Raw genomic sequence first — 23024 nt, forward strand, 5'->3', positions numbered from 1 at the left:
GATTTCGGTCCGTGTGCTCTCGCGGCGGTGACCAGGGCACTTTCGGGTGCCTTCTGGCCGGGGGTGAGCGTCCGGTTCTACGGTGAAGTCACCCACCGGTGGACTTCCCCTTCTTCCCTTTCACAGGAGCATTTGTCATGCGTGCTGTTGGTTTCTCCCGTTTCGGCGGGCCGGAGGTCCTCGAGGTGTTCGAGGTGCCCGTCCCCGAGCCCGAAGCCGATGAGGTGTTGGTGAAAATTGTTGCCGCGCCGGTCAATCCGGTCGATATCGGGGCGCGAGCCGGGGCGTTCGCGGCGCTGCTGCCGCAGCGTGCGCATTATGTGCCAGGCGTGGAGTTCGCGGGCTATATCGAGGAGGTCGGCAAGCATATTCCGCGTCGTGAGATCGGGCAGCCGGTGATCGGGCTGCTGCCCTGGCTCGAAACCTTCACCGGTGCCGACGCCGAGTATGTGGCGGTTCCGGCCGATCTGGTGGCCGCCGCGCCGAGCGGTGTGGATCTGACCGCGGCGGCGACGTTGCCGCTCAATGGCATCACCGCGGATCTGGCGGTCTCCCAGGCCGGGGCCGCGCCCGGGCGCACGGTCCTGATCACCGGCGCGGCCGGGGGTGTGGGCGGGTACGCGGTGCAGCTGGCGACCGCGCGGGGCGCGCGGGTGATCGCGGTGGCCGGGCCCGGCGACGAGGAGTTGCTCCGATCGCTGGGTGCGAGTGAATTCCTCACGCGCGGAGACGATCTGGCCCAACGCCTGGGTGCGGGTCGGGTCGATGCGGTGATCGATGCCGCGTTGGTCGGGGCGGCGCTGCTGCCGGTCGTGCGCGAGGGTGGGGCGTTCGTGGCGTTGTTGCCGCCGGTCGCGCCGCCACCGGAGCGCGGGATCACGGTGACGACGGTGCAGCAGGCTCCCGATGGCGCGCGGCTGGCCGAGCTGGTGGACCTGGTCGAGGCGGGCACGCTCACGTTGCGTGTGGCCGAGACCTATCCGTTGGAGAAGGCCGCCGACGCGCACGCTCGTTTCGAGCGCGGTGGTCTGCGCGGCCGTCTCGTTCTGCTCCCCTAGGCGAATTCGTAGGTGTGGAACACCAAGCCCGCACTCAACTGTCGGGTGTCGACCAGATGCAGCGGCGTGTTGTCGCTGCTCTGGTCGAACAGGCGCAGCCCGGACCCGACCGCGATCGGGAATACGACCAGGCGCAGTTCATCGGCCAGGTGCTGCGCGATCAGGGTCCGCGCGAGCTGATAGCTGCCGTAGACCAGGATTTCCCCGTCGATTCTCTGCTTCAGTTCCGAAACCTCTTTCGCCGCATCGCTGGTGAGGACGGTGGTGTTGTGCCAGCGCGGCTGCTCGAGAGTCGAGGACACGATGTATTTGGGCAGGCTGTTCATGCGCTCGGCCCAGTCCTGGCTGACGCGGGCTCCGAACTGCGGTGTGCGGGATTCGAACCATTCGCTGCTGCGTCGACCCAGCAGCAGTGCCTCGGCGGCGAGTGCTTCCTGTGTTTCGCGGGCGGCCCAGGCGGCGAGGTCGGTGGGTGTGGCGGCTTTGTGGAACCAGCCGCCGTGCTCGAATCCTTCTGCGCCGTCGGGGTCTTGGACCACGCCATCGACGGTGGCGTTCGAGGTGATGACGATCTTTCCCATGGTGGGTGCTCCTTCGACGAGGTTGTCGGTCTGCACCGGAGTGGACGTCGCGGCGAACCGAAAGGGGGCGCGCCCCCTTCGCGCCCCGGCCGACGTCCATACAGGATGGACCTGGACCCGAGGAGCGAGGTGGCGGTAGTGACGGTGGCGCGCACGGACCTGATATCGAGGGCGCGAGCCGGTGACGGCGAGGCGTTTCGGGTCTTGACCGAGCCGCATCGACGCGAGCTACAGGTGCACTGCTATCGAATGCTCGGGTCGTTTCAGGATGCCGAGGACGCGTTGCAGGACACGATGGTGGCCGCGTGGCGGGGTCTGGACGGTTTCGACGGGCGAGCCTCGGTGCGCACGTGGCTGTATCGCATCGCCACCAACCGCTGTCTGGATCTGCTGCGCGCCGCGCGTCGCCGACCCGCCAAACAATGGGATGTCCCGGGTGTCGACCTGCCCGAACCTACCTCGCTCGGGGAAATCCCTTGGCTCGAGCCCTATCCCGACGCGCTGTTGGACGGGGCGATCAGTGTGCCGTTAGGACCGGAGGCACGCTATGAGCAGACCGAATCGATTTCCCTGGCCTTCGTGACCGCTCTGCAGATCCTGCCGCCGCGCCAGCTCGCCGTGCTGATCCTGCGTGATGTGCTCGGTTTTCACGCGGGCGAAGTGGCCGACATGCTGGATACGACGGTCGAATCGGTGAAGAGCGCGCTCAAACGGGCGCGGGCGGGCATGCAGCAGCGGCTGCCCGCGCACGCTGAGCGCGCGCAGTCAGGTGACTCGGCGGCCGAGGAGGCGATGGTGGCGAAGTTCGTCAGCGCCTACGAATCCGCCGATATCGACGCGTTGGTCGCCTTGTTCACCGATGACGTGTTCATGTCGATGCCACCGATCCCCCTCGAATACCGGGGCCGCGACGCCGTGGCACGGTTCTTCGCCATGGTTTTCGGCTCGGCCCAGCGCTTCGAGCTGATACCGACTCGCGCGAATGGTCAACCGGCGTTCGGGATCTACCGCTACCCCAGCATCGGCAGCCACGGCTCGGGCCTGTTCGTGCTCACGCTCACCGGGGACGGCATCGCGGCCATGACCCGCTTCGAGAGCACGATTCTGCCTGCATTCGGGCTGCCGCAATCGCTTCCGAACGCGGAATAGTCGCGCTCAGGCTGCGGTGCGCCCCTGGTCGCGGAATCGTCCCGGCGCCACCCCGAATTCGCGTTTGAACGCCTTGGCGAACGCGTATTCGGAGGTGTACCCGGACCTTTCGGCGACCACCCGCACCAGTTCGTCGGTGTCACGCAGCAGCTGTGCCGCACAGGTCATGCGCCACCAGGTCAGATAGGTCAGCGGCCCGGTGCCCAGGGTGGCGGTGAACCGCTGCGCGAACACCGACCGCGACAGTCCGGCCCGCGCGGCCAGCGACCCCACCGTCCACGGCGCTCCCGGCTCGCTGTGAATGGCCGCCAGCGCGGCATACATGGCCGGATCCCGTAGCGCGGCAACCCATCCCGAGTCCGCCGGATGCGCCTCGTGCCAGGCGCGCAGCAGGAACAGCAGCAACACCTCCAACAGCGGCGCGATCGCCCCGGACCCGTCACGGGTGTCGACTTCGTGGCCCAGCAGATCGATCGCGGCCCGCAGCGGCGAATACTGTCCGACGCGGGCGGGCAAGTGAATCACATCGGGCAGCTCGGCCACCGCGGGATGCTCCCGCGCGGAGTCCAGAGCGTATGCGCCGCACAGCAATACCGTCTCGGCCCCGGGCTCGCCGCCCGGGTTCGCTGCGCCCGGGCTGTCGGCGAGGGCGTGTCCACGACTGCGCGGCAGGAACGCGACATCACCGACCTGCAGGTGCACCGGTTCCCCGCCGTCGGGCAGCAACCAGCACGAACCCTGCAGCACCACATGGAAACCGGCGGAATTACCCGAGGCCGGAAAATGCGTGCGCCACGGCGCACGGGCGAGCGTGCGATTGGAATGCGGGACACCGGTGCGCATGGCCGCGACCGCGTCGCTGAGAACATCCACCCTCTCACCGTACCCGCGCCGCCCACTCGCCCGGACGATCGGACATCGAAACCGGAGTATCGAGCATGGATCGTCCTGGCGGCCGCTCATAGCGTGGGACACGGGCCGATTCCCGGCCGACCATCTACCCAATGGAGTTGTCTCCCATGCGTTTTGCCGTCCACGGCGCGAGCGGTTTCACCGGCTCCCTCATCGTCACCGAACTCGTGCGCCGCGATCTGACCCCGGTGCTCGTCGGCCGCGACGCCGAGCGCCTGCACCGGGTCGCCGAGCGGGCGGGCCGCCCCGACGCCGAGGTGCGGGTGGCCGCCCTCGACGATATCGACGCCCTCGCAACCGCTTTCGCCGACACCGACGTGGTCGTCAATGCCGCCGGACCGTTCACCCTGTGGGGCGAGCCGGTCGTGCGTGCGGCCCTGGCGGCCGCTCGCCCCTACCTCGACACCACCGGCGAGCCCGCCTACCTGCACAAGATCCTGTCCACCTACGACGAACCGGCGAAAAACGCAGGCGTCGCGGTGATTCCGGCCATCACCGACGACGGGCTGCCCGGGGACCTGATCGCCGCGCTCACCGCCGCCCACCTGCACGCCCCGATCCAGGAGATGGTGATCGCCGACCTGCGCCGCCCGGGCGCGGCCTCGCGCGGCACCGCCCGCTCGATGGCCGCCATCATGGTCCTCGACCAGGTCGAATACCGCGACCGCGCCTGGCAATCGGTGCACGTGGCCGACACCACCCTCACCGAGCCCGGCGAACCCGACCCGGTGCCGGTCAGCGCCCTGGCCCTACCCGGGGTGTACACGATCCCCCGCCACGTGGACACCCCACACGTGCGCGGGGTGATCCGCGGTGAGGCCGCGGCCCTGTTCGCCTCGCTGACCGCCGAGGTCGCCGAAACCCTGCCGGAAATCCCGGATTCCGACGCGCTCGCCACCTCGAAATGGTTCATGCTCGCCGAGGCCACCGCCCTCGACGGTCGCCGCGCCCGCGGCTGGGTCACCGGGTTCGACCCCTACGGCTCGACCGCGGTCATCGCCGTCGAAGCCGCCCGCCGCCTGGCCACCGACGGCGCGCCCGCCGGAACCTTGGCTGCGGCACAGGCTTTCGACGCGGCGAGCTTCCTCGACCACCTCGCCACCACCGGCGTGAAATGGCAGGTCGAGGAGCTCCCCGCCCGAAACTAGTGACCCGCGTCGACCTTCGGGAAGGTATCGGTCACCAAGGTGAGCAGCGCGTCGGCGAGCAGGTGGTGCACCTGTTCGCGGGTCAGGCTGCCGCGCACGATCCATTCGCGCCCGGCGGCCTTGACCAGTCCGCCGTAACAGCGCACCAATGCCCGCAATTCGCCCGAATGCAGGGAATCGTCGAGTCCCATCATGGCGACCATCCGGTCGGCGGCGGCGTAATCGGCCTCGTCGAGGATGCGCTGCACCTCCGGGTCGTCGCCGATCCCTTCGTGCCCGGTGACCTTGACCCAGGTCGACCCGTGCTCGGAAATGGTGTCCAGCAGCCAGGAGACGCTGGCATCCACCCGATCCCGGGTCGACCCGTCGGGCACGACCATCTTCTCCGGCCGCGGCAGGGTCACCATGCGCCGCACCACCGCCAGGTACAGGTCGCGCTTGTTGCCGAAATAGTGGTTGATCAACCCGCGCGCCACCCCGGCCCGCTGCGCGAGCTCGGCGGTGGACACCGCCGCGTAGGGGCGTTCACCGAACATGTCGATGGCGCAGGACAGGATCTGCGCGCGACGTTCGTCGGGCTCGAGCCGACGCCGACGCGACGGGGCGTCCGCGGTGTCCTCGGACACGCTCGGCTCGATGGTGGTCTCGATATCAGAGTGAGCGGGCAATGAGATCCTTCATCACCTCGTTGGCTCCCGCGAGGATTCGCAGGACCCGAGCGCCGGTGTACAGCTGGGAGATCGGGTATTCGGTCATGTATCCATAGCCGCCGAAGAACTGCAGGCAGCGATCCACCACATTACCGAGCTGATCGGTCAACCAGTATTTCGACATGGCCGCGGTGGGGATATCGAGCTCCCCGCGCAGGTGCTTGCTGATGCAGTCGTCGAGGAACACCCGCCCGACCTTGGCGATGGTCGCGCACTCGGCCAGCTCGAAGCGCGTGTTCTGCATGGCGAACAGCGGTTTGCCGAACGCCTCGCGGCCCTTGGTGTAGTCGATGGTCAGCTCGACGGCCTTCTCGGTCATGGCCACCGCCAGAATCGCGGTGACCAGGCGTTCCTGGGCCAGCATCTGCATCATCTGATAGAAGCCCTGGCCCTCGACCCCGCCCAGCAGGTTGGCCGCGGGCACCCGCAGACCGTCGAAGAACAGCTCGGCGGTGTCCTGGGCCTTGCCGCCGATCTTGGACAGGATGCGCCCGCGCTTGAACCCGGGCACGTCGTCGCCGACCTCGGCGAAGATCAGCGAGACACCGGCCGCGCCCTGGGTGGGGTCGGTCTTGGCGGCGATGATGATGCCGTCGCACAGCCAGCCGTTGGAGATGAAGATCTTCGAGCCGGTGATGACGTACTCGTCGCCCTCGCGCACCGCGCGAGTCTTGATGTTCTGCAGATCCGATCCGGTGCCCGGCTCGGTCATGCCGATCGAGAGCACCATCTCACCCGAGGCCGCCTTGGGCAGCACCCGCGCCTTGAGCTCCTCGGAACCGAAGTGGTGAATGTAGGGGGCGATGATCGAGGAGTGCACCGACATGCCCAGCGAGCCGTCCCCAGCGTGGGTCTGGGCCTCGATGATGGCCGCCTCGTGGGCGAAAGTGCCGCCGCCACCGCCGTATTCGGTGGGGATGGCCGCGCACAGCAGGCCCAGTTCCCCGGCGCGGTTGTAGAGCTTGCGGTCCGGGTGGCCCTGGGCGATGAACTTCTCGGTGTGCGGGATCACCTCCTTCTCGAAGAAGGTGGTGGCCAGTCCGCGTACCGCCTCGACCTCGTCGTCGCTCCATGCGGGGCGTGCCATGGTGTTGTTCCTTCGCTTGCCTACGGGTGCGCCGCAGCGCCTCGCCCCTCAGCGTGCACGGCTATTGGCGAAGTGTCAACAATGCGTCAATGGTCGGTCGACCGGGACCGACCCACCTCGGCGAACGCCGTGAAGATCGGCGTGTCCGCATCCGCCTCGATGCCCTGACGCCGCAGAAACCCATCGATCAAACCCCACACCAACTCCGTGGCCTGCCCCACGAACTCCGCGGTCTGCTCCGCCGACGGAGTATCCGAATCCGACAGCCACAGATCCGTCATCGACACCACCGACCCGATCAACGCCCGCGACAGATAATCCAACCCCGCCGTCTCCAAGGGCACCGCCTCGGCCACCGACCGCGCCAACTTCTCCAACCGCCGCGCCGCCTCGCGCCCCAGATCCAGTTGCAGCACACCGGCACCCGACTGCTGCACCACCGGCGCCTGCCCCAGATACCGAAACACATTGGGATGCTCCAGAATCCCGGCCGCGTACTCGGAGAAGATGCGCCGCAACGCCACCCGCGGCGGCTGCAACAGCAACGTCATATCCGCCCCCGCCGCCGAAAACGCCTGCCGCGACATGCGCGCCGCGATCTCGGTGAACAGATCCCCCTTGTCCGCGAACTGCCGATACAACCGCGGCTTGGTGATCCGCGCCTCCCGCGCGATGTCCTCCATGCTCGGACGCGGACCCGCCCGATCGATCACCCGAATCGCCGCGTCCACGATGTCCTCCCGGGTCACCGACGCCGCACCGGCACTGCTCCGAACCACCCGCACACCATACACGTACCAGCGGTACGCCAGGTCAGTGCTCGTATTCCGGGCTTGATTTCGGACATACCGTACTGCCAGTATCGATCACCGTACCGGCAGTACGCACAACCGGAAAGACGACGATGTCCCACGCAGCAGACCAACTCCGCGACACCCTGCGCGCACCCCTACCCGACGCCTTCGACCAGCTCACCGACACCGACCTGGCCGACCTCGACCGCCTCCTGCGCGACGCCCTCACCCGCCGCGGCCACCACCTCGACGCCGCCATCACCAACTCCCTCGACATCGTCCCGCGCCTCATGCGCCCGGCCATCAAGAAAGCACTGGGACTATGAGCGAACACCTCACCGCCGTCGCCGAAACCACCAAACTCGCACGCGTACTCGGCATCACCGACCCCACCGAACTCGACTTCCTCGTCGACCTGCCACCCGCCGCCATCCGCGCCTACCGCGAACGCGTCACCGACCGACTCTTCGACCGAGACACCAAGCGACTCAAGGGAATCGCGGCCGCCAGCAAAATCGTGCCCGTCGCCCTCAGCGCCAAAATGGCCGAACGCGCCTTCGGACCCGTCCTGTGCGCCGCCGTCGCCAGCGCCGTCGAACCCCAACGCGCCCTCGACATCGCCAAAAACCTCACCCCCACCTTCCTCGCGGAATGCGCCGTCCAACTCGACCCCCGCCGCACCGCCGACATCATCGCCGCCGTCCCACCCACAATGGTCACCGACGTTGCGCGCGAACTGCTTTCCCGCGGCGACCACATCACCATGGGCCGCTTCGTCCACGTCGTCCCCGAACCCGCCCTGCGCGCCGCCGCACCCGTCATGAGCGACCCGGACCTACTGCGCATCGGCTTCCTACTCGAAGACAAAACCGCCATCGACAACGTCCTGCACATCGTCGCCGACCGCGTCGCCGGCATCATCCGCTCCGCCTACGACCAGAACATGTGGGCCGAAGGCATCGACCTGCTCGACTCCATCGCACCCCACAACCGCGCCTGGATCGGCGACATCACCGCCGGACTCGGCGGCGAAGTCCTCGACGCCCTCATCACCGCCGTCGCCGAACTCGACGCCTGGGCCACCCTGCTACCCATCACCAGCGCCATGAGCGAACACAGCCTGCGCCTGTTCGCCCAACGACCCGCCGTCCACGACCAAACCAACCTCGCCGCCATCATGGACGCCGCCCTCGACGGCGGCCAATGGGTCAACCTGCTCCCCCTGGCCTCCCAACTACCCACCGAACAACGCGCCTTCATCGCCACCCGCGTCGCCGACCAAACCGACGAACGCCTGCGCGAACTCATCGACCAAGCCCACACCGCCGGACTCTGGTCCACCCTGATCCCCCTCGCCCACGCACTCGAACCCCACGCCCGCGCCCGCGTCGCCGAACGCGCCCGCGAACTCGGCCTCGACGACGAAGCGGGCGAACTCGAGCTCATCGCGGCACTCTGAGACAATTGCTCGTCCACCACCCCCGCACGAAGGATCACCACAGCTTCCGATGGCCGAGCAGACCACCCCGGCACCACCCACCGACGCACCGGCCATCGACCCCGACGAGCTGGCCATCTGCCTGCGCGTCCTCGAACAGGCCGGACAGCTCGACAAGGAACACCCGGACTCGGTCACCGTGCAGCGCGCCGTCGGCCACATGTTCAAGAAATTCAAGCGCAACAAGCGCATTGCCGCCCGCGACGCCGTCGCCACCGCCGACAAGCAGGTGGTGGCGGCCACCGCCACCGGCTCACCCAACCGGATCGACGACGAAACCGCCGGAATCCTGATCAGCTCGCCCACCACCGGGGCCAGCGCCGGAACCCTGCTCAAGCCGCGCCCCTGCTACATATGCAAACAGCGCTATACCCGCGTCGACGCCTTCTACCACCAGCTCTGCCCCGACTGCGCCGCCAAGAGCCACGCCAAACGCGACGCCGCCACCGACCTCACCGGCCGCCGCGCCCTGCTCACCGGCGGCCGCGCCAAGATCGGCATGTACATCGCCCTACGCCTGCTGCGCGACGGGGCGCACCTGACCATCACCACCCGCTTCCCCAACGACGCCGTCCGCCGCTTCACCGCCCAACCCGACAGCGCCGACTGGATCCACCGCCTCCGCATCGTCGGCATCGACCTGCGCGATCCGGCCCAGGTCGTCGCCCTCGCCGATGACGTTGCCGCCCAAGGCCCCCTCGACATCCTCATCAACAACGCAGCCCAAACCGTGCGCCGCAGCGCCGGGGCCTACAGCGCCCTCGTCGAGGCCGAGAACGGACCGCTGCCCGCGGGCGAACTGCCCGACGTGGTCAGCTTCGGCAAGACCATGCAGGCCCACCCGACCGCACTGACCGCCTCGCTCACCCCGGACCTCACCGCCACAGACATCACCGACCTGGCCCTCGTCGCCGGATCGGCCACCCCCGAACGCATTTCGCAAGGCGTGGCCATCGACGCCGGCGGCCTGGTCCCCGACCTCGCCCACACCAACAGCTGGGTGCAGAACGTCGGCGAGGTCGACCCCACCGAACTGCTCGAAGTGCAGCTGTGCAACTCGGTCGCGCCGTTCATCCTCATCTCACGCCTACGCCCGGCCATGGCCGCCGCGCCCGCCCGCCGCAAGTACGTCGTGAACGTCTCTGCCATGGAAGGCGTCTTCGCCCGCGGCTACAAGGGCGCGGGCCACCCGCACACCAATATGGCCAAGGCCGCGCTGAACATGTTGACCCGCACCAGCGCTCGCGAAATGTTCGAGACCGACAACATCCTCATGACCGCCGTCGACACCGGCTGGATCACCGACGAACGCCCGCACTACACCAAGATCCGCCTCGCCGAGGAAGGCTTCCACGCACCCCTCGACCTGGTCGACGGCGCGGCCCGGGTGTACGACCCGATCGTGCGCGGCGAAGCGGGCGAAGACCTGTTCGGCTGCTTCCTCAAGGACTACGAACCCTCCAACTGGTAACCAACCCAACCAGACCGGCCCCCTCTCTTCTTGGCTGCTTTTGAGGTGAGGGGGCCGGGTCGTAAGAATGTCTGAAATAGGTGATTCATGTTTAGATGCGCATATTTCCGTAACGGTATGTTTGTTTCTTCGTCTACCCCGGACCCACTGCTCAGGGCCATAATCGAGCCACCTTCCCTCGAAGAGAACCAGGCGGAATCTCATGAGCGGACGATCCTTCGCCTCGACGCTGCGTGACCGACTCCCCTTCCTGCGCTGGTCGGTCCTCCGATTCGCGCTGGGCGGGCGGACTTTCGTGAAGACCGGGCAGGTGGGTGACGGTCGGGAGCGCGTGGCCCGCGATTACGTGCTGGCCCTCTCCCCCACCGGCGACCCGGACGCCGTGCTCGCAGCCCTGGACGACTTCGCGCGCAATCACAGCCTGCTGGTCAATATCGGGGACGAGAAGGGGCTGATTCTCGATGCGGCACTGCGGAAGACGACACCCACGCTGCTGCTCGAACTCGGCGGCTACTGCGGGTACAGCGCGATCCGTACGGCACGGTTGTTGAGCGCGGACGCCCGGCTGGTGTCGGTGGAAATGAGTCCCGACAATGCCGAGATCGCTCGCGCGCTGCTGGCTCATGCCGGGCTGGCCGATCGCGTCAGTGTGGTGGTCGGGACCATCGGTGACGGCGGCGACACCGTGAAGAGGCTGATCGAGGAGCATGGATTCGGGCCCGGCGCTGTGGATTTCGTCTTCCTCGACCACGACAAGAGCGCCTATCTGCCCGACTTGAAGACCATTCTGGAGGCGGGCTGGCTGCATCCGGGCAGCCTGGTCGTCGCCGACAACGTCGGCATTCCCGGAGCGCCCGACTACCGCCGCTACATGCGCGACGCCGAGGGCACGAGCTGGCGCACCGTCGAGCACCACACCCACACCGAGTACCAGTCACTGCTCAAAGATCTCGTCCTGGAATCGGAATACCTGGGCTGACCGCTCCTATCCTGGGTCCATGGGCTACCGGCTTCTCGCCGATGCGACCGCGGTCGCGCACTTCCTGTTCGTGGCCTACGTCGTGCTGGGCGGGTTCATCGCGTGGCGGTGGCCGCGAACCATTTGGCTACACGTGCTGGCCTTCGCATGGGGATTCAGTACGGTGCTGTTCAAATTCGAGTGCCCGCTGACCAATCTGGAGAACTGGGCGCGGCATCGTGCTGGTGAGGCGGGGCTGCCGTCGAGCGGGTTCATCGATCACTACATCACCGGAGTGCTGTATCCGCGCAGTGCGCTCGAGGAAGTGCGGGTGCTCGTGGTGATCTGTGTCGTCGTGTCGTGGGTGGGTCTGTATCTGTTGTCCCGGCGGCGGGCGGTCACGCAGCGGTCTTGATCGATCGGATCGGTGTGGTCAGGGCGGTCGCGAGCGCGGCCATGGTCAGGAGCAGCAGTGCCAGTAGCGATTTCACCGCGTCCCCGAAGGCGAAGCCGGTGGCGTCGATGGCCGGTTGCAGGGCGGTGGTGGGCAGGTAAGGCTGGACCTTGGGAACGGTCGAGATCAGCAGGCAGAGCACATAGAGCCCGGCGGTAATGCCAGCCGCCGAGCCCGCCGAGCCGAGCCGCGCGGCCAGGGAAGCCGCGAAGACCGCGAACAACACCACCGCAAGTGCCTGCACCGCAAGCCAACCCGCGCCGGAGGCCACGGGGAACGATCCGAACAATGCCCAGCATTCGTAGAGTGCGACCGCGGCCCCGACCAGTGCGGCCGCCGCGATCAGTCCTGCCGCGACCAGGATTCGCGGCAGGAACAGGCGCACGGGCGAGACTTCCCGGCTGAGGTAGTAGATGCCGATCGGCTCGGTATTGCGCAGTGCGCACGTTTGCGCGGCGAGCACCATGGCCACGGCCGCCACCAGCAGGCCGGTGTTCTTCACGTACTGCTGCAAGCCATCTCGCCAGTCGGGCTGGCGGACGAGTTGGATCTCACCGGATTGCCCGATGAGGTCGGGCAGGTACTTCGCGCCCAGCAGCGAGACGAAGCCGAACAGAACGAAGGCGGCTACTAGCGCGATCAGCCGCCGGGTGCGCAGCCATCGATACCATTCGACGCGGAACACGGTGCGGTTCATCCCCTCTCCCCTATCGCCGTGAAGAACGCGTCGGTCAGGCTCGGTCGGGTGAGCCGGATATCGGCGATCTCACCGCTGTGCGCGGCGGCGTCGGCGAGGGCCGGGCCCCACGCGGCCGGTTCGGCCTCGACGATCCGGCCGCTGTTCATGGCGATGCGCAGGGTCGGCGCGCCAGCGTGCAGGTCCAGGAATTCGGCTGTCGGACCGGCGAATACCGTGCGCCCCCGATGCAGGACCAGCAACCGGTCGGCCAGATCCTCGACATCGGCGAGCAGGTGGCTGGAGAACACGACGGTCATCCGGTCGCCCAGGTCCCGGATCAACGCCAGCACAGCGGCCCGGCCCTCGGGATCCAAAGCGCTGGTGGGTTCGTCGAGTATCAGCACCTCGGGTGCACGCACCAGCGCGGCCGCGATGCCCAAACGCTGCAGCATGCCCCGGGAGAATCCCCCGGCGCGGCGATGGGCGTGCCGCTGGAGGTCCACGGCCTCGAGCGCGGCGTCGATCGACCAGGCGCTGTCCGGCCGGGCCGAGCCGATGGCCCGCGACTGTTGGAGCACTTCCCGCGCCGTGAGCCAGGGCTCGAAACCCGGTGTGTCCGGACAGTATCCGAGTGCGCCGAGCCCGATGGGGACGCACACGCTGCCCGAACCGACCGGTTGCAATCCCAGAATGGTGCGGATCAGGGTCGTCTTGCCCGCGCCATTGAGTCCGATCAGCCCGACGACCCCGGGACCATCGACGCTCCAGGAGACCTTGTCCAGTGCCGTGAAATCACCGAAACGCACCGACACATCCCGGACTTCGAGGTAGGGCTCAGCCACGGTCGACGGCACCGTCCCGGCCCACCACCAGGTAGATGATCCCGCCGAGCGGAACGCTGATCACGCAGATGATGGCCCACACCCACTTCGGCAGGTATTTGACCCGGGCGCGACTCAGGTCGTACCAGCAGAACGCGACGAAACACAGCCCCACCACGATCAGCGGTATCAGCGCGGCGACCGGAATGTTCGACACTGCGGTTCCTCTCCTAGTCCGCCCCCGATCCCATTGTTCTCACACTTGTGAACATTATCAAGCTTGTGATCAAAGCTGCTACGGTCGACACCGTGGATTCCGTCGAACTTGTGCTGCACCCGGTTCGGCTCCGGATCGTGCAGGCCTTCCTGGGCGACCGGACCCTGACCACCGCCGAACTCAATGCCGAACTCGACGACGTGCCACCGGGCAGCCTCTACCGGCATATCGCGCGACTGGTGAACGCCGAAGTCCTCGAGGTCGTCGCCGAGCGTCGCGTGCGCGGCACGGTCGAGCGCACCTATCGTCTGCGCCCGGCCGCCGCAAAGGTCGATCACGAAGCCCTGGCCGCCATGAGCACCGAGGAGCAGCGCCGCGCCTTCATGGCCTTCGTGGCCGGACTCGTGGGCGACTTCGACCGCTACCTGGCACGCGGCGATATCGACTACGTCCGCGACGGCGTCGGCTACCGCATGACCGGATTGTGGCTCGACGACACCGAATTCACGGACTTCGCGGCCAGGCTGGGGCAGGCGTTCGCGCCGTTCGTGGGCAATGGCCCGGCCCCGGGCCGCACGCTGCGGCTGCTGCGCACCGTCGTCCTGCCCGGTGAGCACGTCCCGGACGACCAATCCGCTGCTGGACGCGCCTGATCGCGTAGCGGTGCACGGTCTAGGGACGCCATCGACCGGTTCACACGGGCGTCAGCTCGAGCGGCCCGCCACCGCCGACAGCGTGCGTGCGATCAAATCGACCAGGGCGGGCTGGTTTTCGGGCAGGTCGAGATAGAAGTGGCCGCCGTCGAAGGTGGCCAGCTCGAAATCCGCGGCGGTGTAGGCGCGCCACCGCTCGGCCTGTTCGGCCGTCGTGGTCGGGTCGGATTTGCTCACCAGGGCGGTGATCGGCGTGCGTAAGGGCTCACCGGGGCGGTGCCGGTAGGTCTCGACCGCGCGGTAGTCGTTGCGCAGGGCGGGCAGGACCAGTTCGGCCAGGCTCGGTTCGTCGCGCAGGATGCGGACGGATTCCGGATCGTTGGACAGCAGTTCGAGCTGGGCGATGAGGCCCTCGTCGGGGCCCTCGTGCAGGCGGCCGGGCTCCTCGAAATCCGGTGCGGGACGGCCCGACACGAACAGGTGCGACACCACGCGCCCGCCCGCCTCCACCCGGCGCGCGGTCTCATAGGCGACCATCGCGCCCATGCTGTGCCCGAAGATGGCCAGGGGCACGTCTTTCGGCCAGGCCAGCAGGTCCGCGGCGATGCGGTCGGCCAGTTCGGTCAGCTCCGGGACGAGGGCGTCGCCGAGGCGGTCCTGCCGCCCCGGGTACTGGATCCCGAATACCGCTGTGCCCGAGCCGAATCGCTGGGCCAGGGTTCGATAGGCGGTGACCGAGCCGCCGCCGGGCGGGAAGCACACCAGCACGGTGCTCGGGTTCGGATCGGACTTCAGTTCTCGCAGCCAGGTGGTTCCGGTGAGATCGGTGACAGTCACGCGAACGAGTATGCCGTGAGAATCGCCACGGCGGTGACGCCCGGTCCCGGCGATACAGTCGGACGGTGGCTACCTATGACGAGCTGGTCCGCGCGTACGAAGCCGGTGTCGGGGTCGACGCAACACCGCTGCCCCCGGTCGATCCCGGTGCGAATCTGGCTGCGACACTGCCGGTTTGGGCCTTGGCGGGCGGGGCGGTCGCGGCCTTCGCCACCGCCGCCGACCGCTGGCGCGAGACGATCGGGGTCGAACCGCTGCGCGGCGTCGTCGAGCCCGACCGGGTCGCGGCCTCGTTCTCCAGCGAACGCCTGTTCCGGATCGACGGTGAGCGGCCGAGCATCTTCGCAGAGTTGTCCGGATTCTTTCGCGCTGCGGACGCATGGGTGCGCACGCACGCCAACTATTCGCACCACCGCGACCGCCTGCTGACGGCAGTCGCGCTGCCCGCCACCGCGACCCGGGCGGATTTCGTCCGCCGCGTCGCGACCCTGAGCGCCACCGATATCGAACAGCGCGCCGCCGAGCACGGGGCCATCGCGGTGCGGGTCCGTGCGGAGCAGGAGTGGGCCGACAGCCCGCAGGGCAAGGCCGCCGCCTCCGGCCCCCTGGTCGCCCTCGAACGGCGAGCCGATACGGGTGCGGTCGAATCCCCCACGGCGGCAACACGGCTGCTGCCGTTGCGCGGTCTGCGCGTGCTGGATCTGACGCGGGTGATCGCCGGGCCCGTGGCGACGCGGGCATTGGCGCTGTTAGGAGCCGATGTGCTGCGCATCGATCCGCCGTTCCTGCCCGAGATCGGGTGGCAGTACTTGGACACCTGTCAGGGGAAGCGGAGCACTGTAGCCGATTTGCGTACCGATCTTCCCGTTTTTCGCGAATTGATCAGCAATGCGGACATAATCATCTCTGGTTACCGACCGGGCAGATTGGAACGGCTCGGAGTACGGCCCGGGGAAATGCGGGCGGGAATTGTCTATGGCCGAGTTTCGGCTTGGGGCGAAACGGGACCCTGGGGTGATAGGCGCGGTTTCGACAGCATCGTGCAAGCCGCCTCGGGAATATCGCTCATCGAAGGCGCACATGATAATTCGTCCAGCGAACCATCCGTGGGCGCACTGCCCGCGCAGGCGCTCGACCATGCCAGCGGCTACCTGCTCGCCGCGGGCGTGCTGGACGCGTTGCGGGCCCGGCAGGCCGACGGCGGCGGCCGCGATGTCCGAGTCGCCCTGGCGCGTACGGCATCCTGGCTGCTCGGGGCGTCGGGTCGAACGCCGGACCATGAACCGGCAGCGGCACCCGATCCGAGCTTTGGCGTGTCGCATGGCGCGGTGACCACCGCCGGGCCCGCGCTGACCGGGTATCCAGACTACCCTTGGCCCGCTCGGGATTACGGTTCGGACACAGCCGAGTGGAAAGACCGACCGGAAGGTTCGTAGACGGACCGTATGTATACAACCCGCTGCACGTACACCCGCAATTGCATTCGCGAATTAGGCGAATTCCCTTGCAATTGAGGCCATTCGACACGCCGTGCTTGTCCCCCGCGTGACGTTAATAAATGAGACCCTGAAACCGACACCTATATTGTCGACCCCTATGTCGACATGTGGATGGAGGACGTCACCGTGGACACACCTACTCCCTTGCTCACCGCTGCCGACGGTGCCGGTACGACGGTAGGGAGAAGGGAATGGGCCGGTTTGGCGGTGCTGGCGCTGGCCTGCCTGGTGTATTCGATGGACCTCACCGTCCTGCACCTGGCGGTACCGCAGATCAGCGAGATCCTGCGCCCCACCAGCTCGCAATTGCTCTGGATCATCGACGTTTACGGGTTTCTGGTGGCCGGTCTGCTGCTCACCATGGGGACCATCGGCGACCGCATCGGACGCCGCCGACTCCTGATGGTCGGGGCCGCCGCCTTCGCCCTGATCTCGGTGATCGCGGCATTCGCGCCCTCCGCCCCGGTGCTGATCGGCTGCCGCGCCCTGCTCGGCGTGGCCGGGGCCACCCTCGCGCCCTCGACCCTTTCGTTGATCTTCACCATGTTTCCCAATGCGAATCAGCGATCGGTCGCGGTCGGGGTGTGGGTGGGGGCCTACTCGGTCGGCGGTTCGATCGGCCCGCTGGCGGGCGGCATCATGCTCGAACACTTCTGGTGGGGTTCGGTTTTCCTGCTGGCCGTGCCGGTCATGCTGCTGCTGATCGTGCTCGCCCCGAGAGTGCTGCCCGAATACCGTGATCCCGACGCCGGGCGACTGGATCTGATCAGCGCGGCGCTGTGCACGTGCGGGGTGCTGCTGGTGGTGTTCGGCATGAAGAAGGCCGCGCAGGACGGGCCCGGGCCCGCCGCCATGTCGGCCTTGACGGTGGGTATCGCGATCGGCGCGGTCTTCGTCAAGCGACAGCTCAATACGGCCGAGCCCATGCTGGATCTGCGGCTGTTCCGACTCGGCAGCTTCCGCGCCGCGCTCACCATCAATATGGTCGCGATCTTCGTGGCCTTCGGCTACGCGCTGTTCGTGGGGCAGTATTTCCAACTGGTGCTGGGCATGTCGCCGCTGCGCGCCGGAATCGCCACCATCCCGGCCGGACTCGGATTCATGATCGGATCCCAGTTGGGGCCGCGCATCGGCAAGTTCGTCAGACCCGCGTACATGATCGGGATCGGCATGGCCATGGCGGCGGCGGGCCTGCTGCTGCTGACCCAGATCACCGCCACCGGTGGCGTGGAGTTGACCATCGCGGCCTCGCTGCTGGTGTCCTTCGGGCTCGCACCGGTTTTCGGGATCACCACCGAACTCATCGTGGGCACCGCGCCGCCGGAGCAGGCGGGCGCGGCCTCGGGGCTATCGGAGACGGGGGCCGAATTCGGTGGCGCGCTGGGGATCTCGATCCTCGGCAGCATCAGCATCGCGATCTACCGCAGCCAGCTCAATGCCAGCCTGCCCTACGGGCTGGAGGGCAACGATGCGAACGCGGCGCGCGACACGCTCGGCGCGGCAATGGAAGTCGCGAGGACGCTGCCGGACAAGGTCGGGAGCGCGGTGGCCGCCGCGGCCAAGCACGCGTTTCTCACCGGAATGCATTTGACCGCGGGCATTGCCGCCGGGGCCGCGCTGCTGCTGGCGGTCATCGCCATGACCCGGCTGCGGCACGTGCCGCCCGGTTAGGCGGTTCCTACTTGCCGCGCATCGCCTCGACGGCCGTGCGCAGGGAATCGCCGTCCAGCAGTTCGGCATCGGGGGCGACCAGCTTCTGAATGGCGAGCCCCTGGAAGAGCAGGAACAACAACTGGGCCACGGCCGCCGCCTGTTCCTCACTCAATTCCGGGTGCGCCGCGTGCAGGCTGGTGGCGATATCGCGGTGGGCCACCGCGCTCGCCTGCACCATGAACGCCTGGCGCTCCGGGTCGCGGGCGATCTGAATGCCGTTCTCGGTGCTCAGCAGCAGGCCGTCTCGATTGCGCCGCACGACATCGACGAAACCGTTCCAGATACCGGCCAGCGACTCCCACAGCGACGTACCCTCCCCCGCGTCGCGGATGGCCGCCTCCATGTCGTCACCGATGCGGGTGCCGATGCCGATGGTGATGGCCTCGGTGACCAACTGATCCTTCGAACCGAAGTGGTAGCCGATGGCGGCCAGGCTCACCCCGGCCGCGGTGGCGATATCGCGGGCGGTCACTTTGGCCAGACCGCGGGCCAGCACGGCTTGGCGAGCGCCTTCCAAGAGGTCTTCTCGATTTCCCATAACCCCACCCTACCAGCGTCTTAGACATTTGTTCTAGACAGACGTGCCAAAGTCTGTTAGACATATGTCTTAGACGGACGTACACCCCACACCTTGGAGATCGACATGACCGGCAACACCACTCCCCGCATCCTCGTCGTCGGCGGCGGCATCGCGGGCAATACCCTTGCGCTGCAACTGCTCCGGGCCGGAATCGCCACCACCGTGGTCGAGCGGGCCACCGCTCCCCGACCGGGCGGCCAGGCGGTCGACCTGCGCACCGCCAGCCGCGAGGTCGCCGAACGCATGGGACTCATGCCCGGCATCCGCAAGCTGCAGGTCGACGAGCGCGGCTGGGCCTACGTGGACGAGAGCGGCAAGACCTACGCCCGCATCGACGTGGCCTCCTTCGACGGCGAGGGACCCGCGGCCGAGATCGAGATCTCGCGCGGCGACCTCAACCAGGTCCTGCTCGACCGGATCGCGGAGGTCGGCGGTCCGCTGGACTACCGCTACGGCGACTGGGTCGAGCACATCGCCCAGGACGCCACCGGGGTCGATGTCACCTTCGCCTCCGGCGGCACCGAACGCTTCGAGCTGGTCGTGGCCGCGGACGGCGTGCACTCGGCCACCCGGCGCATGGTCTTCGGTCCCGAGGAGCAGTTCGCCACCCACGTCGGCGGCTACATGGCGTTCTTCACCATGCCGACCCCGGCTGATGCCGAGGAGGGCTGGCTGACCGGATGCTCGATTCCCAGCGCCTCCTTCGCGATTCGCCCCGACCGCGATCCGGCCACCTCGAAGGCGATCATCACCCTGCGGCAGGACTACGACCCGGCGCTGCGCCGGGATCCGGCCGCACAGCAGGCGCGGATTCGCGAAATGCTCACGGGCGCGGGCTGGAAGGCGTCGACCATCCTCGAGGCCATGGAGACCACGCCGGACTTCTACTTCGATCAGCTGGCCCGCATCGATGTGCCGGAACTGTCCAAGGGGCGGGTCACCCTGCTCGGCGATGCCGGGTACTGCGGGTCGCCGCTGACCGGGATGGGGACCGCCATGGCGATGGTCGGGGCGTACCTGCTCGCGGGTGAAATCGCCGCCACCCCGGGCGATCTGGGGCGCGCGCAGGCCCGGTACCAGGAGCTGATCACGCCGTTCCTGGACAAGGCCAAGGAGCTGCCGGGTGGCGGCATCAAGATGATGCTGCCGACCACTCGGTTCGGAGCGGCCATGGCGCGGATGAACTGGCGGGTCATGAGCTCCAAGGCGATGCTGCCGATCACCAAGAAGCTCTTCGCCCCCGCCACCGCCGACTACGTCCTGCCGACGTACTGAGAACCCGGTGCTGTCGACGCCGCCAGCACCGTGCCTCTGCGGTGCCAGCACCGTGCCCGCTACCCTCGACACCGTGCGGCAGAAGATCCTCATGGACAACGACACCGGCATCGATGATTCCCTGGGCCTGCTCTACCTCCTGGCCTCCCCCGAGGCCGAGATCGTCGGAATCGCCTCCAGCGCGGGCAATGTGCCCGCGCCGCAGGTGGCCTCGAACAATCTCGCCCTGCTCGACCTGGTTCGCGCCCCCGAGCTGGAAGTGGCCCAGGGGGCGCTGACCCCACTCGCGGTGCCGCTGCGGACCACCGAGGACACCCACGGTCCGCAGGGCGTGGGATACGCCGAGCTGCCGCCGACCACCCGGACCCTGTCCGACCGGTCGGCGGCGCAGCTGTGGGTGGACCTGGTGCGCGAACATCCCGGCGAGATCGTGGGCCTGTGCACCGGCCCGCTCACCAATCTGGCGCTGGCGCTGCGGATGGAACCGCAACTGCCGCAACTGTTGCGGCGGCTGGTCATCATGGGCGGCGCGTTCAACCATCCGGGCAACACCACCCCCACCAACGAGTGGAATGTGCACGTCGACCCGGAGGCGGCCAAGGAGGTCTTCGACGCCTTCTCCGCGGCGCCGGCGGACCGGCGGCCCATCGTGTGCGCGCTCGACATCACCGAGACCATCGAGATGCGGCCGAAACACCTGGCGCTGTTGGCCGAACGGGCCGGGAGCACACCGGTGGAGCTGGTCACCGAGAACGATCCGCCGGAACAGCGGTCGGCGGCGAGCAATCCGCTGGTCCGGTATCTGACCGATGCGGTCCGGTTCTACTTCGACTTCCACAAGCTCTACGACCAGGGCTATCTGGCGCACATGCACGATCCGTTCGCGGCGGCCGTCGCCCTGGATCCGAGTCTGGCCGTCACCAAGCCCGCGACCGTGGACGTGGAGCTGGCCGGGACCATCACCCGCGCCACCACGGTCGCCGACTGGGCGGGCATGTGGGGGCGGGAACCCAACGCGGACATCGTGGTCGCGACCGATCCGGAGGCGTTCTTCGACCGGCTCATCAGCCGGGTCGGCGATTACGCGCGGACGGTGTTCGCGGATCAGGACGCCAGCAAGTGACCGACGAGCCCGACCTGGATTACGTCACCGCTTTCTGGACCCGGCTCGGACTGCCCGGAATCATCGACGTCCACACCCATTTCATGCCCGAACAGGTGCTGCGAAAGGTGTGGGGCTACTTCGACGCGGCCGGGCCGCTGATCGGCCACCGCGAGTGGCCCATCACCTATCGCGATGAAGAGCAGGTGCGGTTGAAGACCTTGCGCGGCTTCGGGGTTCGCGCGTTCACCTCGATGGTCTACCCGCACAAGCCGGACATGGCGGCCTGGCTCAACCAGTGGTCGGCCGACTTCGCCGCCCGCACCCCGGATTGCCTCCACACCTCGACCTTCTACCCCGAGCCCGGCGCGGCCGAGTACGTGCGCGCCGCCATCGAGGGCGGCACTCGAATCTTCAAGCTGCACATCCAGGTCGGCCACTACCACCCGGCCGACCCACTCCTGGACGAGGTCTGGTCCATGATCCAGGACGCCGCCATCCCGGTGGTCATGCACTGCGGATCCGGCCCCGCGCCGGGCGAATTCACCGGCCCGGGACCCATGTCCCAACTGCTGCACCGCTTCCCGCGACTGCGCCCCATCATCGCCCACATGGGTGCACCCGAATACAGCGAGTTCCTGGACTTGGCCGAGTCCTACGACGGTGTCCTGCTCGACACCACGATGAACTTCACCGACTTCTTCGACGCCGCCGAGTTCCCCGTGACCGAACTCCCCCGCCTGCAAGCCCTGGGCGATCGCATTCTCTTCGGCAGCGACTTCCCCAACATCCCCTACCCGTACGGCCACGCCCTCCAAGCCCTCGAACGCCTGAGCCTGGGCGAGGATTGGCTGCGCCGCGTCTGCCACGACAACGCGGCGCACCTGTTCGCTATCGACTAGCCCGTCGGCGCGTCTATCCGAAACACCGGATAGTCCGGCGCGATTCGCTCGTACTCGGCCGGTGCGGCGTCGCGGCCCACCGGAATGTGCGGACGCGCACCGGGCGCGACGCGCAGATACTGCCACAGGATCGGCGCCCGCCGTTCGGGCGCGACCTCGGTCAACTCGACCTGCTCGCGTCGGCCGTGACGCAACAGGGCCCGGCCCTGGGCCGCCCGCAGATTGCGGACCCAATTGGTGCGCGGACCCAGCATGGACACGATGTAGCGGCGTCCCTCGAATTCGGTGAGGACCACGGGAAACCAGATGATCCGGCCACTGCGACGGCCGCGCACCCCGAGCGCCGCCACCCGGCGCGGCCAAATGCCCGCCGCGAACAGACCGGCACCGAGCCGATTCTGCAGGCGCGCGAAGGCATTCGGCCGCCCCGACCGGTACAGCCGACGCAGGTAGTCGTCGTACCACCGCATGACGGCTATTCCGCGGACTTGACTTCCACCGACTTGGCGGCCGGTTGCGGTTCGGCCAGTGGCACCGTGACAGTGAGAATGCCCTTGCCGTAGGTGGCCTCGACGCCCTCGTCCTGAGCGCCCGCGGGCAGGGTCACGGCCCGCACGAACGAGCCGTAGCTGAACTCCGACCGGCCCTTCTCCACATGCCGCTCGCTGCGCTCGGCCCGGATCGCCAACTGGCCGTTCTGGATCGAGACCTCGATGTCCTTGGCGGGATCCTCCACCCCGGGAATCTCGGCCCGGACCACATACCGGCCCTCCTCCACCGCGTCCTCGAGCCGGAGCAGGAAGGTCCCGAAGCCCGGGGACGCGGGGCGCAGCATGCTGTTCCAGAGATCGTTGAAGTCCGACAGCATCGGGACATGCTGGCGGTGTGCGGGCAACAGACTCATGATCGTTCCTCCGAAGAGCACA

Annotated in this window: 26 protein-coding genes; 14 read left to right on the forward strand and 12 right to left on the reverse strand. The window is 67.9% G+C overall.

The annotated features are described in order from the left end of the window. Positions 1–137 precede the first annotated feature (137 nt). On the forward strand, positions 138–1058 hold the full coding sequence (locus VMT65_RS26645) for an NADP-dependent oxidoreductase (protein WP_326311134.1): 921 nt from the start codon (positions 138–140) through the stop codon (positions 1056–1058). Here VMT65_RS26645 and VMT65_RS26650 read toward each other — a convergent pair. Beyond that, positions 1055–1639: a dihydrofolate reductase family protein gene (locus tag VMT65_RS26650; protein ID WP_326311135.1), complete on the reverse strand. Its 585-nt coding sequence runs from the start codon at positions 1637–1639 to the stop codon at positions 1055–1057. The genes VMT65_RS26645 and VMT65_RS26650 overlap by 4 nt on opposite strands. Before the next feature lie 129 nt (positions 1640–1768). On the opposite strand from VMT65_RS26650, the gene VMT65_RS26655 reads away from it, so the two are divergent. Further along, on the forward strand, positions 1769–2788 hold the full coding sequence (locus VMT65_RS26655; protein ID WP_326311136.1) for a sigma-70 family RNA polymerase sigma factor: 1020 nt from the start codon (positions 1769–1771) through the stop codon (positions 2786–2788). A gap of 6 nt (positions 2789–2794) precedes the next feature. Here the strand turns inward: VMT65_RS26655 and VMT65_RS26660 are convergent, their stop codons facing one another. Beyond that, positions 2795–3661, reverse strand: coding sequence for an AraC family transcriptional regulator (locus tag VMT65_RS26660; RefSeq protein WP_326311137.1), 867 nt, complete (start codon positions 3659–3661; stop codon positions 2795–2797). Positions 3662–3807: 146 nt separating this feature from the next. Between VMT65_RS26660 and VMT65_RS26665 the strand changes: the two genes are divergently transcribed. Continuing rightward, positions 3808–4848, forward strand: coding sequence for a saccharopine dehydrogenase NADP-binding domain-containing protein (locus tag VMT65_RS26665; protein ID WP_326311138.1), 1041 nt, complete (start codon positions 3808–3810; stop codon positions 4846–4848). Here VMT65_RS26665 and VMT65_RS26670 read toward each other — a convergent pair. From VMT65_RS26670 to VMT65_RS26680, 3 genes are all read right to left on the reverse strand, one after another. Further along, the gene (locus tag VMT65_RS26670; protein ID WP_326311139.1) at positions 4845–5516 is read right to left on the reverse strand and encodes a TetR/AcrR family transcriptional regulator; all 672 of its coding nucleotides are present in this window, start codon (positions 5514–5516) and stop codon (positions 4845–4847) included. The genes VMT65_RS26665 and VMT65_RS26670 overlap by 4 nt on opposite strands. Beyond that, positions 5500–6645 (reverse strand): acyl-CoA dehydrogenase family protein, encoded by a 1146-nt coding sequence (locus tag VMT65_RS26675; RefSeq protein WP_326311140.1) that lies wholly within the window; start codon positions 6643–6645, stop codon positions 5500–5502. The genes VMT65_RS26670 and VMT65_RS26675 overlap by 17 nt, the downstream gene beginning before the upstream one ends. Positions 6646–6731: 86 nt before the next feature. After that, positions 6732–7424: a TetR/AcrR family transcriptional regulator gene (locus tag VMT65_RS26680; RefSeq protein ID WP_326311141.1), complete on the reverse strand. Its 693-nt coding sequence runs from the start codon at positions 7422–7424 to the stop codon at positions 6732–6734. Positions 7425–7549: 125 nt separating this feature from the next. Here VMT65_RS26680 and VMT65_RS26685 point away from each other — a divergent pair, with 125 nt between their 5' ends. The 5 genes from VMT65_RS26685 (at position 7550) to VMT65_RS26705 (ending at position 11781) form a co-directional block, all read left to right on the forward strand. Continuing rightward, positions 7550–7765 (forward strand): hypothetical protein, encoded by a 216-nt coding sequence (locus VMT65_RS26685; protein WP_326311142.1) that lies wholly within the window; start codon positions 7550–7552, stop codon positions 7763–7765. Further along, positions 7762–8898 carry a hypothetical protein gene (locus tag VMT65_RS26690; protein WP_326311143.1) on the forward strand — a complete coding sequence of 379 codons (1137 nt, stop codon included), beginning with the start codon at positions 7762–7764 and terminating at the stop codon, positions 8896–8898. Before VMT65_RS26685 ends, VMT65_RS26690 begins: the two co-directional genes overlap by 4 nt. A 49-nt stretch (positions 8899–8947) precedes the next feature. Then, complete coding sequence (locus VMT65_RS26695) at positions 8948–10408, forward strand: SDR family NAD(P)-dependent oxidoreductase (RefSeq protein ID WP_326311144.1); 1461 nt, start codon at positions 8948–8950, stop codon at positions 10406–10408. Between the two features lie 202 nt (positions 10409–10610). Further along, a complete protein-coding gene (locus tag VMT65_RS26700) occupies positions 10611–11387 on the forward strand; it encodes an O-methyltransferase (RefSeq protein WP_326311145.1) in 777 nt (258 codons plus the stop codon). Between the two features lie 19 nt (positions 11388–11406). Continuing rightward, on the forward strand, positions 11407–11781 hold the full coding sequence (locus VMT65_RS26705) for a DUF2784 domain-containing protein (RefSeq protein ID WP_326311146.1): 375 nt from the start codon (positions 11407–11409) through the stop codon (positions 11779–11781). Here the strand turns inward: VMT65_RS26705 and VMT65_RS26710 are convergent. Genes VMT65_RS26710 through VMT65_RS26720 form a run of 3 tightly spaced genes read right to left on the reverse strand, consistent with a single transcriptional unit; the run spans position 11765 to position 13537 of the window. Then, the gene (locus VMT65_RS26710; protein WP_326311147.1) at positions 11765–12517 is read right to left on the reverse strand and encodes a hypothetical protein; all 753 of its coding nucleotides are present in this window, start codon (positions 12515–12517) and stop codon (positions 11765–11767) included. The two genes, VMT65_RS26705 and VMT65_RS26710, sit on opposite strands and share 17 nt — an antisense overlap. Continuing rightward, on the reverse strand, positions 12514–13341 hold the full coding sequence (locus tag VMT65_RS26715; protein WP_326311148.1) for an ABC transporter ATP-binding protein: 828 nt from the start codon (positions 13339–13341) through the stop codon (positions 12514–12516). Before VMT65_RS26715 ends, VMT65_RS26710 begins: the two co-directional genes overlap by 4 nt. Next, positions 13334–13537: a hypothetical protein gene (locus tag VMT65_RS26720; protein ID WP_326311149.1), complete on the reverse strand. Its 204-nt coding sequence runs from the start codon at positions 13535–13537 to the stop codon at positions 13334–13336. Before VMT65_RS26720 ends, VMT65_RS26715 begins: the two co-directional genes overlap by 8 nt. Positions 13538–13602: 65 nt before the next feature. Between VMT65_RS26720 and VMT65_RS26725 the strand changes: the two genes are divergently transcribed. Continuing rightward, positions 13603–14190, forward strand: coding sequence for a helix-turn-helix domain-containing protein (locus tag VMT65_RS26725; RefSeq protein WP_326311150.1), 588 nt, complete (start codon positions 13603–13605; stop codon positions 14188–14190). 51 nt (positions 14191–14241) lie between these two features. On the opposite strand, the gene VMT65_RS26730 is transcribed toward VMT65_RS26725, so the two are convergent. Then, a complete protein-coding gene (locus tag VMT65_RS26730; RefSeq protein ID WP_326311151.1) occupies positions 14242–15027 on the reverse strand; it encodes a thioesterase II family protein in 786 nt (261 codons plus the stop codon). Between the two features lie 65 nt (positions 15028–15092). On the opposite strand from VMT65_RS26730, the gene VMT65_RS26735 reads away from it, so the two are divergent. Further along, complete coding sequence (locus VMT65_RS26735; RefSeq protein WP_326311152.1) at positions 15093–16463, forward strand: CoA transferase; 1371 nt, start codon at positions 15093–15095, stop codon at positions 16461–16463. Between the two features lie 207 nt (positions 16464–16670). Further along, positions 16671–18197, forward strand: a complete 1527-nt coding sequence (locus tag VMT65_RS26740; RefSeq protein WP_442790311.1) for an MFS transporter — start codon at positions 16671–16673, stop codon at positions 18195–18197. Positions 18198–18204: 7 nt separating this feature from the next. Here VMT65_RS26740 and VMT65_RS26745 read toward each other — a convergent pair whose 3' ends face one another. Further along, positions 18205–18777, reverse strand: coding sequence for a TetR/AcrR family transcriptional regulator (locus VMT65_RS26745; RefSeq protein ID WP_326311154.1), 573 nt, complete (start codon positions 18775–18777; stop codon positions 18205–18207). 105 nt (positions 18778–18882) lie between these two features. On the opposite strand from VMT65_RS26745, the gene VMT65_RS26750 reads away from it, so the two are divergent. From VMT65_RS26750 to VMT65_RS26760, 3 genes are all read left to right on the forward strand, one after another. Beyond that, positions 18883–20094, forward strand: coding sequence for an FAD-dependent monooxygenase (locus tag VMT65_RS26750; RefSeq protein WP_326311155.1), 1212 nt, complete (start codon positions 18883–18885; stop codon positions 20092–20094). 91 nt (positions 20095–20185) lie between these two features. Further along, positions 20186–21217, forward strand: a complete 1032-nt coding sequence (locus tag VMT65_RS26755) for a nucleoside hydrolase (protein WP_326311206.1) — start codon at positions 20186–20188, stop codon at positions 21215–21217. Then, on the forward strand, positions 21214–22098 hold the full coding sequence (locus VMT65_RS26760) for an amidohydrolase family protein (protein WP_326311156.1): 885 nt from the start codon (positions 21214–21216) through the stop codon (positions 22096–22098). Before VMT65_RS26755 ends, VMT65_RS26760 begins: the two co-directional genes overlap by 4 nt. On the opposite strand, the gene VMT65_RS26765 is transcribed toward VMT65_RS26760, so the two are convergent. Together VMT65_RS26765 and VMT65_RS26770 are read right to left on the reverse strand one after the other, a co-directional pair. Next, positions 22095–22568 carry a nitroreductase family deazaflavin-dependent oxidoreductase gene (locus tag VMT65_RS26765; RefSeq protein WP_326311157.1) on the reverse strand — a complete coding sequence of 158 codons (474 nt, stop codon included), beginning with the start codon at positions 22566–22568 and terminating at the stop codon, positions 22095–22097. The two genes, VMT65_RS26760 and VMT65_RS26765, sit on opposite strands and share 4 nt — an antisense overlap. 5 nt (positions 22569–22573) lie before the next feature. Then, complete coding sequence (locus VMT65_RS26770) at positions 22574–23002, reverse strand: Hsp20/alpha crystallin family protein (protein WP_326311158.1); 429 nt, start codon at positions 23000–23002, stop codon at positions 22574–22576. Positions 23003–23024: the final 22 nt, after the last annotated feature.

Origin of the sequence: Nocardia sp. CDC153, from assembly GCF_035818515.1 — a bacterium.
GTDB lineage: Bacteria > Actinomycetota > Actinomycetes > Mycobacteriales > Mycobacteriaceae > Nocardia.